The sequence below is a fragment of the Algoriphagus sp. AK58 genome (assembly GCF_014324365.1).
GTDB lineage: Bacteria > Bacteroidota > Bacteroidia > Cytophagales > Cyclobacteriaceae > Algoriphagus.
Genome location: NZ_QEIG01000007.1, coordinates 253,263 through 268,176, shown reverse-complemented (window position 1 = coordinate 268,176; position 14,914 = coordinate 253,263). Strand labels below are relative to the sequence as shown.

14 protein-coding genes are annotated in these 14,914 nt (G+C 42.0%); 7 read left to right on the top strand and 7 right to left on the bottom strand.

All coding sequences use genetic code 11. From position 1 onward, the window contains the following. Positions 1-2: 2 nt before the first annotated feature. The 5 genes from DDT91_RS06755 to DDT91_RS06735 form a co-directional block, all read right to left on the bottom strand. Entirely contained in the window at positions 3-572 is a 570-nt protein-coding gene (locus tag DDT91_RS06755; RefSeq protein WP_187175385.1) for a nucleotide exchange factor GrpE, read from the bottom strand. A gap of 78 nt (positions 573-650) precedes the next feature. Continuing rightward, positions 651-1,643 carry a GTPase ObgE gene (gene obgE / locus DDT91_RS06750; RefSeq protein WP_187175384.1) on the bottom strand — a complete coding sequence of 331 codons (993 nt, stop codon included), beginning with the start codon at positions 1,641-1,643 and terminating at the stop codon, positions 651-653. Between the two features lie 76 nt (positions 1,644-1,719). Next, the gene (locus DDT91_RS06745; protein WP_187175383.1) at positions 1,720-2,292 is read right to left on the bottom strand and encodes an adenylate kinase; all 573 of its coding nucleotides are present in this window, start codon (positions 2,290-2,292) and stop codon (positions 1,720-1,722) included. 15 nt (positions 2,293-2,307) lie between these two features. Continuing rightward, entirely contained in the window at positions 2,308-2,847 is a 540-nt protein-coding gene (gene hpt / locus DDT91_RS06740; RefSeq protein WP_187175382.1) for a hypoxanthine phosphoribosyltransferase, read from the bottom strand. A 9-nt stretch (positions 2,848-2,856) separates the two neighbouring features. Then, positions 2,857-3,765: an aminopeptidase gene (locus DDT91_RS06735; RefSeq protein WP_187175381.1), complete on the bottom strand. Its 909-nt coding sequence runs from the start codon at positions 3,763-3,765 to the stop codon at positions 2,857-2,859. 175 nt (positions 3,766-3,940) lie between these two features. Here DDT91_RS06735 and DDT91_RS06730 point away from each other — a divergent pair, with 175 nt between their 5' ends. The 5 genes from DDT91_RS06730 to DDT91_RS06710 all read left to right on the top strand — a co-directional run bounded on the left by DDT91_RS06730 (position 3,941) and on the right by DDT91_RS06710 (position 8,715). Continuing rightward, positions 3,941-5,218 carry an OmpA family protein gene (locus DDT91_RS06730; protein ID WP_187175380.1) on the top strand — a complete coding sequence of 426 codons (1,278 nt, stop codon included), beginning with the start codon at positions 3,941-3,943 and terminating at the stop codon, positions 5,216-5,218. A 114-nt stretch (positions 5,219-5,332) separates the two neighbouring features. After that, complete coding sequence (locus DDT91_RS06725; RefSeq protein ID WP_187175379.1) at positions 5,333-6,622, top strand: OmpA family protein; 1,290 nt, start codon at positions 5,333-5,335, stop codon at positions 6,620-6,622. Positions 6,623-6,672: 50 nt separating this feature from the next. Beyond that, positions 6,673-7,314 carry a uracil phosphoribosyltransferase gene (gene upp, locus DDT91_RS06720; RefSeq protein ID WP_187175378.1) on the top strand — a complete coding sequence of 214 codons (642 nt, stop codon included), beginning with the start codon at positions 6,673-6,675 and terminating at the stop codon, positions 7,312-7,314. Between the two features lie 4 nt (positions 7,315-7,318). Then, on the top strand, positions 7,319-8,260 hold the full coding sequence (locus tag DDT91_RS06715) for a calcium/sodium antiporter (protein WP_187175377.1): 942 nt from the start codon (positions 7,319-7,321) through the stop codon (positions 8,258-8,260). Beyond that, the gene (locus tag DDT91_RS06710; protein WP_187175376.1) at positions 8,257-8,715 is read left to right on the top strand and encodes a hypothetical protein; all 459 of its coding nucleotides are present in this window, start codon (positions 8,257-8,259) and stop codon (positions 8,713-8,715) included. Before DDT91_RS06715 ends, DDT91_RS06710 begins: the two co-directional genes overlap by 4 nt. Here DDT91_RS06710 and sdaAA read toward each other — a convergent pair. Continuing rightward, positions 8,704-9,612, bottom strand: coding sequence for an L-serine ammonia-lyase, iron-sulfur-dependent, subunit alpha (gene sdaAA, locus DDT91_RS06705; protein ID WP_187175375.1), 909 nt, complete (start codon positions 9,610-9,612; stop codon positions 8,704-8,706). The two genes, DDT91_RS06710 and sdaAA, sit on opposite strands and share 12 nt — an antisense overlap. A gap of 516 nt (positions 9,613-10,128) precedes the next feature. On the opposite strand from sdaAA, the gene DDT91_RS06700 reads away from it, so the two are divergent. Together DDT91_RS06700 and lipA are read left to right on the top strand one after the other, a co-directional pair. Next, positions 10,129-10,854 carry a hypothetical protein gene (locus tag DDT91_RS06700; protein ID WP_370539297.1) on the top strand — a complete coding sequence of 242 codons (726 nt, stop codon included), beginning with the start codon at positions 10,129-10,131 and terminating at the stop codon, positions 10,852-10,854. A gap of 56 nt (positions 10,855-10,910) precedes the next feature. Further along, on the top strand, positions 10,911-11,789 hold the full coding sequence (gene lipA / locus DDT91_RS06695) for a lipoyl synthase (RefSeq protein WP_187175373.1): 879 nt from the start codon (positions 10,911-10,913) through the stop codon (positions 11,787-11,789). Positions 11,790-11,862: 73 nt separating this feature from the next. Here the strand turns inward: lipA and gcvP are convergent, their stop codons facing one another. After that, a complete protein-coding gene (gene gcvP / locus DDT91_RS06690; protein ID WP_187175372.1) occupies positions 11,863-14,757 on the bottom strand; it encodes an aminomethyl-transferring glycine dehydrogenase in 2,895 nt (964 codons plus the stop codon). Positions 14,758-14,914: the final 157 nt, after the last annotated feature.

The window sequence follows — 14,914 nt, the reverse complement described above, 5'->3', positions numbered from 1 at the left end:
TTTTATGCTCCGGTGACCACCTTCGCGTATCTTACCACTTTTTCACCCAATACGTAGCCTTTTTCGACTACATCTATCACTGCACCTTTCAAATCTTCAGATGGAGCTGGAATCTGCGTTATAGCTTCCTGCGTGTCTGCATCAAAAGGCTTCCCTACTAGATCATCCATTGACTTCAATCCCTTGGACTCAAGAATCCTTAAAAGTTTGTGAAAAATCAACTGATTTCCTTCTCTGATTTTGGCAGCATCGGTTTCGTTCTCAGAAGCCTTAAAAGCTCTTTCAAAGTCATCCACCACGGGGATAAGCTCCTTTAGTACATCTTCGGAAGCTGTTTTGATCAAATCAATCCGCTCTTTTGCAGTGCGCTTTCTGAAATTCTCGAAATCTGAATAGAGTCTTAGGTATTTATCTTTTAGTTCTGCCACTTCCGCTTCTAGTTTTACTTCCTGATTTTCTGGCTGAGTTCCCTCGTTTTTCGGAAGTTCCGTTTCATTTTGAAGCGATTCTTCTGCCACTTGCTCCTCTATCGATTGAGTGGTTTCTTGGTCCAGTTTCTCTTTATTTTCCATACTTTATTGATTCTATTTGGGCAAAAGGCATGTAACAAGGATTCTGCCAGAGCCCATTTTCTGACAATCTGACATTTTTCAGGCATGAATGGCCTGCCAGATTAGATCTTTAAGCTTATCCAGATTGTATTGGCTGATCGAAGAGATGAATACATAAGGGATTTCTTTAGGAATCTCCAGTTCCATTTCTTGGATCAACTCCTGATCCAGCATATCTGCTTTGGAAATGGCTAAAATCCTTTTTTTATCCAAAAGCTCAGGATTGTATTTTTCCAATTCACCCAACAAAATCCTATATTGCTCTTTGATATCGGGCGCATCTGCAGGAATCAAAAACAACAGGATTGAGTTACGCTCGATGTGTCTCAAAAACCGTATTCCGAGACCTTTGCCTTCTGCGGCCCCTTCGATAATTCCGGGGATATCTGCCATGACAAAGGATTTATCGTCCCGATAACTGACGACGCCAAGATTAGGGACTAACGTTGTAAAAGGATAATCACCGATTTCGGGTCTAGCTGCAGAAATGGAAGAAAGAAGTGTTGATTTTCCTGCATTGGGAAAACCAACTAGCCCCACATCTGCCAATAATTTTAATTCAAGAATAATCCATTCTTCAATCCCCGGTTCTCCGGGCTGAGCAAAATGGGGAGCTTGATTGGTAGCAGTCTTAAAATGGTCATTCCCCAATCCTCCTCTCCCACCTCGAGTAAGAATTACTTCCTGGCCATCCTCAGTGATTTCAAATCGCTTTTCGCCAGTCTCAGCATCTTTAGCCACAGTTCCGAGTGGCACTTCAAGGATGACATCTTTTCCATCAGCACCGGTTCGCCTTCCTCCTTCTCCCCCTCTTCCTGAATCCGCAATGACATGCTTCTTATATTTAAGGTGGAGCAAAGTCCAGAGTTGCGCATTACCTCGAAGGATAATATGACCTCCACGGCCTCCGTCACCTCCATCAGGTCCTCCTTTTGGCACATGTTTTTCTCTTCGAAAATGAACAGAACCTGCACCACCAGCACCGGATCTGGAACAAAATTTTACGTAATCTATGAAATTGGAATCGGCCATTGTCAGAGAAAGAAAAAGGCTAAGCCCTAGAGCCTAGCCAAGTCTTGGAATTGCAAAATTAAGAAAACGTTGGGAATCAGTAGCTATCGATTACGCTAGAGATTTCATCAAAGATCTCATCAATTTTCCCTACACCATTAATATTTTTAAACTTCCCCTGCTTTTCATAATACTCTGCTACAGGTAAAGTCTCTGCCAAATACACCTTTATGCGAGTGTTGATCTTTTCCTCATCCTGATCATCAGCCCGACCAGAGGTTTTTCCTCTTTCCTTGATACGCTCTTTCAAAATGTCCTGAGGGACATCCAAAGCTATCATTCCGGAAATTTTCATTCCATGGTTTTCTAGCATGGCATCAAGTGCCTCGGCTTGGGCTGTAGTGCGGGGAAAACCGTCAAAGATGAATCCTTTGCTCTCCGAAGTAGAATTAATTTTATGCTCTACCATGCTAATTACCACTTCGTCAGGAACTAGATGACCCTGATCCATGAATTTTTTTGCAAGCAGACCCAAATCTGTACCTTCCCCTAGGTGTTTTCTGAATAGGTCCCCTGTCGAAAGGTGAGTTAAGCCATACTTAGCGATTAATTTTTCACTTTGAGTGCCTTTTCCCGCACCCGGAGGGCCAAATAGAACAATATTAAGCATTACAGGAGTCTTTGTTTAAGTAGTACTGAGCTGATAGATATGCGGAAGATTTCTTCCTAATCCATCATAATCAAGGCCAAAGCCGACGACAAATTTATTCGGAATTTCAAAACCGACATAATTCAGAGGGTAATTAAACCTAAAAGCCTCCTTTTTAAATAACAGAGTGGCAATGGCCAATCGCTTAGGATTCATTTCAGAAAGTTGAGAAATCAGATAATCCATGCTGATTCCTGTATCTACAATATCCTCTACCACAAGTACATTTCTATCCTTGATGTCAATCGATAGACCAAGAATTGATTTAATCTTGCCTGTTGTCTCCATCCCCGAGTAAGAAGAAATTTTTAAAAATTCACAATGAATGGAAAGGTCAATCGATCTTGCCAAATCCGCCATTACGACAAATGACCCATTGAGAACACCAAGCAAAATCACTTCTTCACCTTGAAAATCCCGAGAGATTTGATCCCCAATCTCCCTTATTCTGCTTTTGATTTGATTTTCGGTGAGATAAACCTCAAAGGACTTATCCTTAAGTATTATTTTTTTCATCACGGCAAATTAAAGGACCTGGAGCAGGAATTGGTACATCTTAATCATAGAATCTAAGTCTTTTAAAGACACTTTTTCATCCGGTGTATGAACATGGTCTTCTGCAGCCCCTATAAAGCACCAGTCAATCGCAAAAGGCGAAAACTGAATTTCTTTTCCATCACTACCGCCAAATGCCTCTACTTCCAACTGAAATGGAATTCCACTTTCTTCAGCCAATTGAATCACACGATCAAGGAACTTTTTTCTGGGAATGAACTTGTCCCGAATGGAAATTACTACTCCCTGATGGTGATGTACTCCTTCAGTAATCCAAGTAATATCGGATATCAAAGCCTGCTTGATCGGGGCAGTTTCCTGAATAAACTTTAATAAAAATGGCATACTTCCACCTCCATGCTCCTCGTAGGTAGAAAAAATCACCCATCCATTTTCAAGACTTTCACATAGCGTGAGAGCATTGTAAATTCCAAGGCGATTATCCAAGTAAGCCGCTTGAATGAATTCTGAATCGATTCTGATATTTTGAGCGAAGGAAAGTCTCGTGCCTCTATCGATTTTTCTTGGGAAATCATGAAAACAGGCCTCTTCATCCCCGATTAACTTACAAGAAATCTCACCCAAACTATCCTTCCCAATCAACGGGGTTCCAGGAATAATTTCCGGGCCTCCTACAGGAATAAGTTGGTTTTCATACCTTGCCATGAAACCAATGGTGTCCAAATGCGCAAAAACCGCTGTAGTCGGATTGCCGAAACGAAGTAAAATACAATCATGAAATTTTTCACCGAAAAACACTTCTGGCAAAACCTTCCAGGAATTCTTTCGTTTCTCGATAAAATTAATTATCCGATTAGAAATCTCTGCTTCATCTCCAGAAACAGATTGAGTTGAAAGTAATTCAAACAAGATTTTCATTTTGGCATTAATTGTGTTATCGTTGTAAACAAATAAACATTAAAAAATGCTGAGTTAATTTCAGTTGTCATTATTGCCTTTTAAATAAAACATCTAGATTTGCAGTAAATTAAAAGTTTATAAATTTGTAATCACATCTATCAATCACTAAAAATTTGAACAAAAATTTTTTGTCATGAAAAAATTTATACTCTCAACCCTCATGGCTGGTGCAATGGCAGTAGGTGCCAATGCCCAGGAATTCAACAAATGGTCAATTGAAGCTACAGGTGGCTTTAACAAACCAATGGCTCCATTGACCGGTGGCTATCTTTCACCAACACTTAATCTTGGACATGTTGACTTTGGAGTCAGATATATGTTCAATGAGAAATTTGGATTGAAACTTGACTACGGCTTTGGTTCTTTCAAAGAAGTGGAAGGCGAAAGTCCAAGCTTCGACACTAAGTACAATAGACTTAACCTACAAGGTGTAGCCAACATCGGTAGAGTAATGAATTTCGAGTCATTCACCAGAAAATTTGGCTTATTGCTTCATGGTGGTGCTGGTGTAGGTTTAGTTAATCCTGAAGAAAATCTTTACAATGATTTCGACGACAATGTCTACACATTGATCTTTGGTATCACACCACAGTTGAAGTTGAGTGAAAAGATTGCACTTGTCGGTGATATCTCTACCATTCTTAACGGTCGTCAGACTGTAACTTTTGACGGTGCTACAGCTATCAGACCAGACATCAGCAACGGTTTCTACGGAGCGAATGGTACTTGGTGGACCGGTACAATTGGGTTGAACTTCTATCTTGGAAAGCAAGCCCAGCATGCAGACTGGTATATCGCAGCGGATAAATACGCTACCAAAGAAGAATTAGCTTCTCAGATCAATGGAATCAAGGATATGTTGAAGGATTCCGATGGAGATGGTGTTCCAGACTATCTTGATAAAGAACCAAATACTCCTGCCGGTGCTAGAGTTAGTCCTACAGGTACTACTCTTGATTCTGATGGAGACGGAACTCCTGATCACATGGACAAATGTCCATTCCAGCCAGGTCCAGCTTCTACCAACGGATGTCCTACTGAAGTCACTAGAGAAGAAGTTGATTACTTGAAAAAAGCTATCAATGACGGTTATGTAAACGTATATTATGCGTTTGACAGTGCTAAACCTCTTGCATATTCAGTAAGTGCAGCAAACTACATCTCTAACTTCCTGAAGAGAAATCCTGGAGTTAAGGTTGAAATTAAAGGATACGCTGATGAATTGGGTCCTGAAGATTACAACATTAAATTGTCTGAAAAGAGAGCAAAAGCAGTTTATGATCTCTTAGTAGCTTCCGGAGTAGATGCCTCTAGACTTTCTTACAAAGGATATGGAGAAGATACTTCTGTAGACAAATCTTCTGCTGACGCTAGACAAATGGCAAGAAGAGCAAGCTTCGAAGTGAAATAAGCTAGAATATCTAAATAATAAATGAGCCCGTTCAAATTGAACGGGCTTTTTTGTGTCAAATAGCTAGTATTATTTACTTTTGGTTCTTCAATCATCCCACCCAATACCTTCTTCATGAAAAAGTATTTAATTCTATTAATATCCTTTGGAATTGCCTATCAAGCCGTAGCCCAAAAGGACTTTAATCAATGGTCACTTGAAGTCACAGGCGGATTCAACAAAGCGATGGGTCCTCTTTCACCAGGCTTTTTAACTCCCACGCTAAATCTTGGCCATGTAGACTTTGGAACCAGATACATGTTCAATGAATATTTTGGAGTAAAGGGAGATATTGGAATAGGGACTTTCCGAGAGGTCCAAGGAGAAAGCCCGGAATTTTCTACTAATTACCTACGGGGGAACTTACAAATGGTCATGAACTATGGCCGGATGATGAATTTTGAAAATTTTTCGAGAAAATTAGGATTACTAGGCCATTTTGGGCCAGGATTTGGAAGAAATAAGTTCCAGAACACCGTTTTCAACCAAGAGCCTGACTATGTATATAATATCCTTGTTGGGGTGACTCCTCAATATAAATTAACAGAAAGAATCGCTTTGGTAGGTGACATTACTTATATCCACAATGGACGTCAGACCTACACATTTGATGGCAACAAATACAATGCACCTGTACAGCCTAATCCTCCAGCAAACCCATTTGTACATGCTGTCGGAGGGTGGTGGACTGGAACCCTGGGTTTGAATTTTTACATTGGAAAAGCTGAACAACATGCAGATTGGTACATCGCTGCCGATAAGTATGCAACAAAAGAGGAGTTGGCTTCTGAAATCTCTGGAATCAAGGACATGTTGAAAGATACGGATGGAGATGGTATCCCTGATTATCTTGACAAGGAAGTAAATACTCCCGTAGGTGCCAGGGTAAGTTCCAATGGAATTACTATGGACTCGGATAGTGACGGTACACCGGATCACCTGGACAAGTGCCCATTTGTTCCTGGTCCAGCTTCCACCAATGGATGCCCGGTAGAAGAGGTAAAGGATGAAATTGATTATTTGAAAAAGGCAATCAATGAGGGATACTTAAATGTTTATTTCGCATTTGATAGTGACAAGCCTTTAGCCTACTCCATAGGTTCAGCGAATTACATTTCAAATTTTCTCAAGAGAAATCCCGGAGCAAAAATCGAAATAAAAGGATACGCTGATGAGTTGGGACCGGAAGATTATAACATCAAGCTTTCAGAAAGAAGGGCTAAAACAGTTTATGAGCTATTGATATCATCGGGTATCGAGCCTACAAGACTTACCTTTAAAGGTTATGGTGAAGATACTTCTGTGGATAAAGCTTCCCAAGATGCCCGGCAGATGGCAAGACGAACCAGCTTCGAAATCAAATAACACCAATCTAAAACCCGGTTTATCACCGGGTTTTGTTTTATTTTTGAAACATGTTCATCCTATCCCAGCAAAAGACAATAGCCAATCGATTTTTGGCAGAACTCAGGGACGTCCAAATCCAAAAGGACAGAATGAGGTTTAGAAAAAACCTTGAACGCCTAGGAGAAATCCTGGCTTATGAAATATCCAAAACCATGGATTATCAAAGCCAGGAGGTAGAAACTCCTCTGGCTAAATTAAATGTTGAAATCCCCCAGTGTCAGCCCGTCATCGTTGCCGTTTTGAGGGCCTCACTTCCCTTTTACCAGGGATTTTTAAACTTCTTTGACCAGGCAGAGAGTGGCTTTATTGGCGCATTCAGAGAAGAACACGCCGACAATATTTCAATCAACCTTGGATACCATGCAAGCCCGGATTTAACTGGCAAGACTCTTATTCTTGCCGACCCCATGCTGGCCACTGGAAAATCATTTATCAAATCAATAGATACCCTATTGACTCATGGAACTCCAAAAATGATTCATATTGCGGCAGCTTTTGCTGCCCCGGAAGGAATTAAATTTTTGGAGTCTCATTTGAATCTCCCTTACAAGATTTGGCTGGGAGCACTGGATGAAAGACTAAATGAACACGCTTATATCGTCCCGGGACTAGGTGACGCTGGAGATTTAGCTTTTGGAGAAAAACTGTGATCTGATGACACCTTATTTACTTTTGCTATTGGGGCTTTTTATTCTATTACTTGGAGGTAAAATACTAGTAGATGGAGCCTCTTCTATCGCACTTAAACTCGGAATGAGCACAGGTTTGATAGGCTTGACAGTAGTGGCTTTTGGAACCTCCGCTCCTGAACTTTTGGTAAGTTTGAATGCAGCGATCAAAGGGAATAGTGACATTTCTATTGGCAATGTCGTAGGATCAAACATAGCCAATATTGGCTTGGTGCTAGGATTGAGCGGAATTTTTTATCCAATACTTATCCGGAGAGAACACATCCGGTTTGACTTTTTGGTGATGCTTCTTGTTACCTTCCTATTTTATTTCATAAGCCTCGATCTTAAGATTGCTTTTTGGGAAGGTTTCCTTCTTTTTGGAGGTTTTATTGTATTTAACGCCTATCTTTTTAGAAATCTTGGACAAGGATTGGTGAAAGAAAACGAACTGGTGGAGGAGGAAATAGAGGAAGTCAAAAATTATACTTGGCCGATCTCCCTCGCCATGTTGATCGGAGGTGTTGTTGGATTGTATTTTGGAGCTGATTTTTTGGTGGAGAATGCCGTTATAATTTCGAAAAATTTTGGGGTTTCTGAGCGAGTGATCGGTGTGACCATCGTTGCTATAGGAACCAGTCTTCCTGAATTGATCACTTCCATCATTGCGGCCTTGTCAAAAAGAACTGACCTAGCATTAGGCAATATTCTTGGAAGCAATATTATGAACATCCTCTCGATTATTGGGATTACCGCTTTAGTAAAACCCATAGCGATTTCACAAGCCTTTATTAATTCTGACTTTCTTTGGATGTTGGGGATTTCCATTTTATTATTCCCTCTTATGCGAACCAAAATGAGAATTTCAAAGGTTGAGGGTTCAATTTTGTTTTTAGCATATCTTCTTTACCTATACTTTTTGTTATGAGCGATTCCATTATTACCTTTTTTGGAATCTATTTTCTATCTCTTTTCAAGTTCATAGCCGGGCCGGTATTGGGATCAGCTGCAGGTTATACACCTTGGCAAATGGTAGGAGTAACCGTCCTCGCAATGATGTCAAGCGTGACCATTTTTACTTTTGTGGGCCTACGCCTTAAACGTATTTTGCAGCTTAATTCAGGCAAAAAGAGAAATATTTTCTCCAAAAAAAATCGAAACATAGTCCGAATTTGGAGCAAATATGGGGAAATGGGAATTGCATTGTTAACCCCTATACTTTTAACTCCAATCGGGGGGACTTTAATCCTTATTTCTTTTGGCACCCATAAGAGAAAAATATTCGCTTACATGTTTGTTAGCGGCATGTTATGGGCAATCTTCTTCAGTTTTTCAATTGATTGGTTTTTATCAATTCCACAGGTAGCGAGCCTACTCAGGTAGGCTCTCGTCAGGCAAAATCTCTATATCCTGTATCAATACTCTATTGGCAATTTCCTGCCCGGTCAAGGTAGCCGCTAAGCCTCCCATTGCGGTCTCCTTATATCTACTTTCCATAGACGCCCCGATCTCACCCATTGCTTCCACACATTCATCTACAGGAATTACGGCATTCACATTTGATAATGCTATTTGGGCAGAGCTAAAAGAAATAGCCGCCGCACTTGCATTTCTCACCACACAAGGGACTTCAACAAGTCCGGCAACAGGATCACAAACCAATCCCAACATACATTGAATCGTGATAGCTACCGCGTTAAAAACCTGATCCACATTACCTCCTAAACAATACACGATGGCACCTGCAGCCATCGCAGCGGCAGATCCTGTTTCGGCTTGGCACCCACCCACTGCACCCGCGAGACTCGCCTTTTCCTCAATAATCAAAGCTATACCAGCTCCAACCAATAAGCCTTCCAGAATTTTTTGATCTTCAAGAGAGTGAATTTCCTGAAGTGTTACCATAGTGCCCGGAAGAATACCCGAAGCTCCTGCAGTAGGAGCAGCGACCACTCTACCCATACAGGAGTTGACTTCCTTTGCAGCCAAGGCCCGAGATATTAATCGCTGGAATTCAGGAGAAAGAACTGTAAGAGGATTGTTGTAGACTTTTTTTGCCCCATTATTAATCATACCTGATCGAGAGGTCATGTCTTCCTCCAGACCTGCCTTTACCGCTTCCTTCATTACTTGGTAGGCATGAGCCAGCCCCTGCCAAATTTTTTCAGGAGATGAGTTCTTTTGCTCTACTTCATACTCGATGACTGATTGAACAAGTGTGATTCTATTCTGATCACAATACTTCTTCCATCCACTAAAGCTTTCAAAAAGGTAACACATAGTAATATTTGGGTTTATAATTTCTATTCTACTGTTTAAAAACTCATTTTGAAGCAAAGAAAGTCAAAAATGGAATAATAAAAGTTGATTGAAGGCTTGTAAAAAGTGAAACCAACCAGATCGATGGGTTTCTCACTTAACGTCTGCAAAAAATCTCTGATCAATCAATCATCCGGACTAGAGAAATTCACCGATGATCTCCTCAATCCATAACGGGCAATCCTAACTGAGTTTGGTGATTTCCCCAAGAAAACCATTCTGAAGAATTCTCATCTAATTACACCGTAAATCCCATGAAAGTAGCGCGGCAATCTGTAGTTCCAACCTCAATTTCTTCCCATTTATGATCCAATAAAACGTCATTGACTATCAAATGCCTAGATCAAACATGAGTCGTCTTAGTTCTCAAATTCCCTAAAGACCTTCTTTTTATAGTGGGCATAAACCCTTACTTTTAAAATTCAGTTAAACACTTTATAATCAATATTCGGGCAATATTTTCGACCAATTCGAATGATGAAACTGAAATTCCTGCTTTTCGCACTTTTATTCTCTATTTCATTTAGTGCATTTCCACAAAGGGATGACATTGGAAACTATGAATATGACAAAGAGTACTTATTCGGTTTAAACAAAAATACCAATGGCGGCCTCATTGGGGGGTTAGTATTCAAAGCAGGTACTAGGATAGATGATTCCCAATTTTCATTTTGGGGCATTGAGCTTTCTAATGTGAAAAATCCGAAAGAAGCCCGGTATAATACGGTCCTTGGAAACAGTTACATTTTTGGGAAATCCAACTATTTGTATGCGATTCGACCCCATTATGGAAGAGAGTTGATTTTATTCAAGAAAGCCCCCAATCAAGGTGTACAAGTCTCCGCTTTAGGTGCCATTGGTCCCACACTGGGAATTATTGCTCCCTATTACATCGAATATGCAGTCAATCGTGTGGAGACAGTCACCGAACAGTATGATCCAGAGATCCACCAAAGCAGGTTTAATATCCTGGGTACCGGAAGGCTTTTCCAAGGTTTGGGACAGTCTGATGTTGCATTTGGGGCTACTGTAAAAGCAGCGATCAATTTTGAATTCGGAGTATTCAAAAGCAGTGCTACCGGGTTGGAACTTGGATACATGCTTGAAGGTTATAGCAAAGAAATTCCACTGATTCCCACTACTGAAAATAATCAGATCTTTCAATCTGCCTATCTCACGTTTTTTTACGGATTTAGAAAATAAAGCCGAGTTGGGTTTTTGAAAGGTGCTGAGTTACCTTTGTATCAAATCTTAAGACGATGATCGAATTACCCGTAATTTCCGAGGAAGCAACGAAACGAAAAAAGCCAGATTGGCTTCGAGTGAAGCTTCCAGTAGGAAAGGAATATGCCAAAGTCAGGAAATTAGTCGACGAACATAAGCTTCATACCATCTGCGAAAGCGGAAATTGTCCCAATATGGGCGAATGCTGGGGTGCCGGAACAGCCACCTTTATGATTCTGGGAAATGTCTGCACTCGATCTTGCTCTTTCTGCGCAGTAGCTACAGGCCGTCCCAACGAATATGATACTGACGAACCACGACGTGTTGCAGAAGCCATCAAACTGATGGGAGTAAAGCATGCCGTCATTACCTCTGTCAACCGTGATGAACTCAAAGACCGAGGAGCAGAAATTTGGTATCAGACTGTCGTACTTACCAAAGAAATGTCCCCCTCAACTACCATTGAAACCTTGATTCCTGATGTGAAAGGAAATTGGGATGCACTTTACCGAATGATTGAAGGCGGACAAGAGGTGGTTTCACACAATATGGAAACTGTGGGCAGACTTTACCGAATGGTAAGACCACAGGCGAAATATGAGCGATCTTTGGAACAGATCAAACTGACCAAAGAATACGGCAAACGAACCAAAACCGGCATTATGCTTGGATTAGGTGAATCCAAAGAAGAGGTCTACAAAGCTATGGATGACCTGGCTGCCCATGGGTGCGACATTCTCACGCTAGGTCAATACTTACAGCCTACCAAAATGCACATAGAAGTGGCAGAATTTATCCATCCGGATTTATTTGCCCATTACAAAGAGGAAGGTCTGAAAAGAGGTTTAAAATACGTAGAATCAGGACCCTTGGTGAGATCTTCTTACCATGCCGAGCGCCATGTTCATGTCTGACATTGTCTGAAAATAATTAACCAAAAAAGGGCGGCCATTTCTGGCAGCCCTTTTTTGGTAAGAATGAGATGGCTTAGGCCATCTCATTTTCTTTTGCATATTCTTCAACAGGAATACAGCTGCAAACCAAGTTTCTGTCACCATAGGCAGAATCAATTCTACGTACAGATGGCCAGAATTTGTTTTCCTTCACATAGGCAATCGGGAATACTGCTTTTTCTCTACTATATGGAAGATTCCACTCTCCTGTCAATACCATAGTAGCCGTATGAGGAGCATTCTTCAATACGTTTTCGATTCTGTCAGCCTTTCCTTCTTCGATTTCTCTAATTTCCTCACGGATTGAAATCAACGCATCGCAGAATTTATCCAATTCCGCTTTGGTCTCAGATTCAGTAGGCTCAATCATTAGGGTACCTGCTACCGGGAAGGATACTGTTGGAGCATGGTATCCGTAGTCCATCAGTCGCTTGGCGATATCTTCTACTTCCACACCCACTTCCTTGAAAGCCCGGCAGTCCACGATCATCTCGTGTGCGGCACGTCCTTGGGATCCGGTATACAGGATAGAATAATGTCCGCTCAATCTTTCCTTGATATAGTTGGCATTGAGGATTGCCATCTTGGTTGCGTTAGTCAATCCGTCTCCTCCCATCATCGAGATGTAGGCATAAGAGATAGGAAGAATGCTTGCGCTACCATAAGGTGCAGACGAAATGGAAGAAACCGCTTTCTCGCCTCCAGTTTTCACGATGGGATTACCTGGAAGGAATGGTGCCAAATGGCTAGCCACGCAGATTGGACCCATGCCAGGACCTCCTCCACCGTGAGGAATACAGAAGGTTTTATGCAGGTTCAAATGACAGACGTCAGCACCGATTCTACCCGGAGAGGTTAAGCCTACCTGAGCATTCATATTTGCACCGTCCATGTAGACTTGACCACCATATTGATGGATCGTTGCGCAAATCTCCTGAATAGCTTCTTCAAATACCCCGTGAGTGGAAGGATAAGTCACCATCAAGCAAGACAGGTCATCTGCATGCTCTGCTGCTCTTGCCTTCAAATCCTCGATGTCAATATTTCCTTTTTCGTCACACTTCACCAAAACCACCTTCATACCCGCCATGACCGCTGATGCCGGGTTGGTTCCGTGAGCTGAGGTAGGGATCAAGGCTACATTTCTGTGACCTTCACCACGGCTCATATGATAGGCTCTGATCACCATCAGACCTGCATATTCTCCCTGAGCACCGGAGTTAGGCTGAAGGGAGGTATCGGCAAAACCGGTAATCTCGGTCAACCAAGTTCTCAGATTAGTGAAGAGCTCCTGATATCCTTCTGTCTGATCAATTGGGGCAAAAGGATGCAACTGACCAAACTCAGGCCAAGTCACAGGAATCATCTCTGCAGTCGCGTTGAGCTTCATCGTACAAGAACCCAAGGAAATCATGGAGTGAACCAATGAAAGGTCTTTGGCCTCGAGACGCTTGATATAGCGGAGCATTTCGTGCTCACTGTGGTAATTGTTGAAGACAGGATGCGTCAGATATTCTGACTTTCTCAGCAATTCGTGAGGCAACTCCAGATTCAAATCAGCCGCGATAGCATGAACATCAGGGGTTGAATTTCCAGTTGCTTTTGCAAAAACGGAAATCACTTCAGAAGTATCCTCCACGGTTTTTGCCTCATCAAAAGAGATAAAAATCCCACCCTCTTCATATCTGAAGTTCATCTCAGCAGCAAGTGCGGCTTCCTGAACTTTCTGTTGCATAGCAGCGTCAGCACTTACTTTGATCGTATCAAAATAGGTTTTAGAAGAAACTTCAAGCCCCATCTGAGTCAAAGCTTTTGCAGTGAGTTTGGCCAAACCGTGAGTTCTCAAAGCGATATTCTTCAGACCTGTTGGACCATGATAGACTGCATAGAAGCTTGACATGACTGCCAAAAGAACCTGCGCAGTACAAATATTGGAAGTTGCTTTTTCGCGCTTGATATGCTGCTCGCGAGTCTGAAGTGCCATTCGGTAAGCCTTGTTTCCAGCGCGGTCAATGGACACACCAATGATTCTACCCGGGATTTGACGTTTGAATTCATCTTTAGTAGCAAAAAACGCAGAGTGTGGTCCACCATAACCCATCGGCACGCCAAAACGCTGAGCAGATCCTACGACGACATCAGCACCCATTTCGCCCGGAGGCGTCAATAGGGTCAAAGCCAACAGGTCTGAAGCAAAAGCGGTCAATACTTTATTATCCTTTGCAGCAGCAACAATGGCTGAGTAATCGGTCACTTCTCCGTCTGCATTAGGATATTGGAACATCACTCCGTAAAGCTCAGGGTCTGTCAAATCCAATGCTGAAAGCGGCCCAAAGACCAACTCAATTCCTATAGGTTCCGCACGAGTGACTAGCAAGGCTTTGGTCTGAGGGAATACCTTTTCGTCTACAAAATACTTGTTGGCATTCTTTTTCTCTCTAGGCTTTACGGCATGCAGCATCGTCATCGCTTCCGCCGCTGCAGTACCTTCATCGAGCAAAGAGGCGTTTGCCAACTCCATTCCGGTCAATTCCATCACCACAGTCTGGAAATTGATCAGCGCCTCCAAGCGACCTTGAGCGATCTCAGCCTGATAGGGAGTGTAAGCAGTGTACCACCCCGGATTTTCTAAGACGTTTCTTAGTACTACTCCGGGAACAATCGTGTCATAATAACCCATCCCGATGTAGGACTTGAACACTTTGTTTTTGGAGGCAAGTTTTTTGAAATTTTTCAAAAACTCCGATTCCAATTGCGCGGCCGGAAGGTTCAGCGGACGCTCCAGTTGAATAGAAGTGGGGACTGTTTGGTTGATTAATTCCTCCAGGGAAGAGGCACCGATTTTCTCCAACATCTCCGCGATTTCCGCCTCTGTCGGGCCATTGTGTCTGCTCTCAAATTTGACAGCATTAGAAAGATTGATCTGCATAAAGAACGCTATGGAAGTATGATCTATTTGGGTTTGGAATCATCCCGATTTTACGAGCGCAAAGGTAAGGTTTCCTGAAAGAAAAGCCTTCGCGGACTTTCAATTATTTACCTCATAAACACCAGAATTGACGAGCGGTTTTTATGAGGGTTAAAAA

What these genes read in the sequence shown, in the direction of transcription:
- DDT91_RS06725 (WP_187175379.1), top strand. Translation starts at nt 5,333, where the DNA reads ATGAAAAAGTATTTAATTCTATTAATATCCTTTGGAATTGCCTATCAA.
- gcvP (WP_187175372.1), bottom strand. Translation starts at nt 14,757, where the DNA reads ATGCAGATCAATCTTTCTAATGCTGTCAAATTTGAGAGCAGACACAAT.
- DDT91_RS06710 (WP_187175376.1), top strand. Translation starts at nt 8,257, where the DNA reads ATGAGCGATTCCATTATTACCTTTTTTGGAATCTATTTTCTATCTCTT.
- DDT91_RS06700 (WP_370539297.1), top strand. Translation starts at nt 10,129, where the DNA reads ATGAAACTGAAATTCCTGCTTTTCGCACTTTTATTCTCTATTTCATTT.
- upp (WP_187175378.1), top strand. Translation starts at nt 6,673, where the DNA reads ATGTTCATCCTATCCCAGCAAAAGACAATAGCCAATCGATTTTTGGCA.
- obgE (WP_187175384.1), bottom strand. Translation starts at nt 1,643, where the DNA reads ATGGCCGATTCCAATTTCATAGATTACGTAAAATTTTGTTCCAGATCC.
- DDT91_RS06735 (WP_187175381.1), bottom strand. Translation starts at nt 3,765, where the DNA reads ATGAAAATCTTGTTTGAATTACTTTCAACTCAATCTGTTTCTGGAGAT.
- DDT91_RS06730 (WP_187175380.1), top strand. Translation starts at nt 3,941, where the DNA reads ATGAAAAAATTTATACTCTCAACCCTCATGGCTGGTGCAATGGCAGTA.
- DDT91_RS06755 (WP_187175385.1), bottom strand. Translation starts at nt 572, where the DNA reads ATGGAAAATAAAGAGAAACTGGACCAAGAAACCACTCAATCGATAGAG.
- lipA (WP_187175373.1), top strand. Translation starts at nt 10,911, where the DNA reads ATGATCGAATTACCCGTAATTTCCGAGGAAGCAACGAAACGAAAAAAG.
- DDT91_RS06715 (WP_187175377.1), top strand. Translation starts at nt 7,319, where the DNA reads ATGACACCTTATTTACTTTTGCTATTGGGGCTTTTTATTCTATTACTT.
- sdaAA (WP_187175375.1), bottom strand. Translation starts at nt 9,612, where the DNA reads ATGTGTTACCTTTTTGAAAGCTTTAGTGGATGGAAGAAGTATTGTGAT.
- hpt (WP_187175382.1), bottom strand. Translation starts at nt 2,847, where the DNA reads ATGAAAAAAATAATACTTAAGGATAAGTCCTTTGAGGTTTATCTCACC.
- DDT91_RS06745 (WP_187175383.1), bottom strand. Translation starts at nt 2,292, where the DNA reads ATGCTTAATATTGTTCTATTTGGCCCTCCGGGTGCGGGAAAAGGCACT.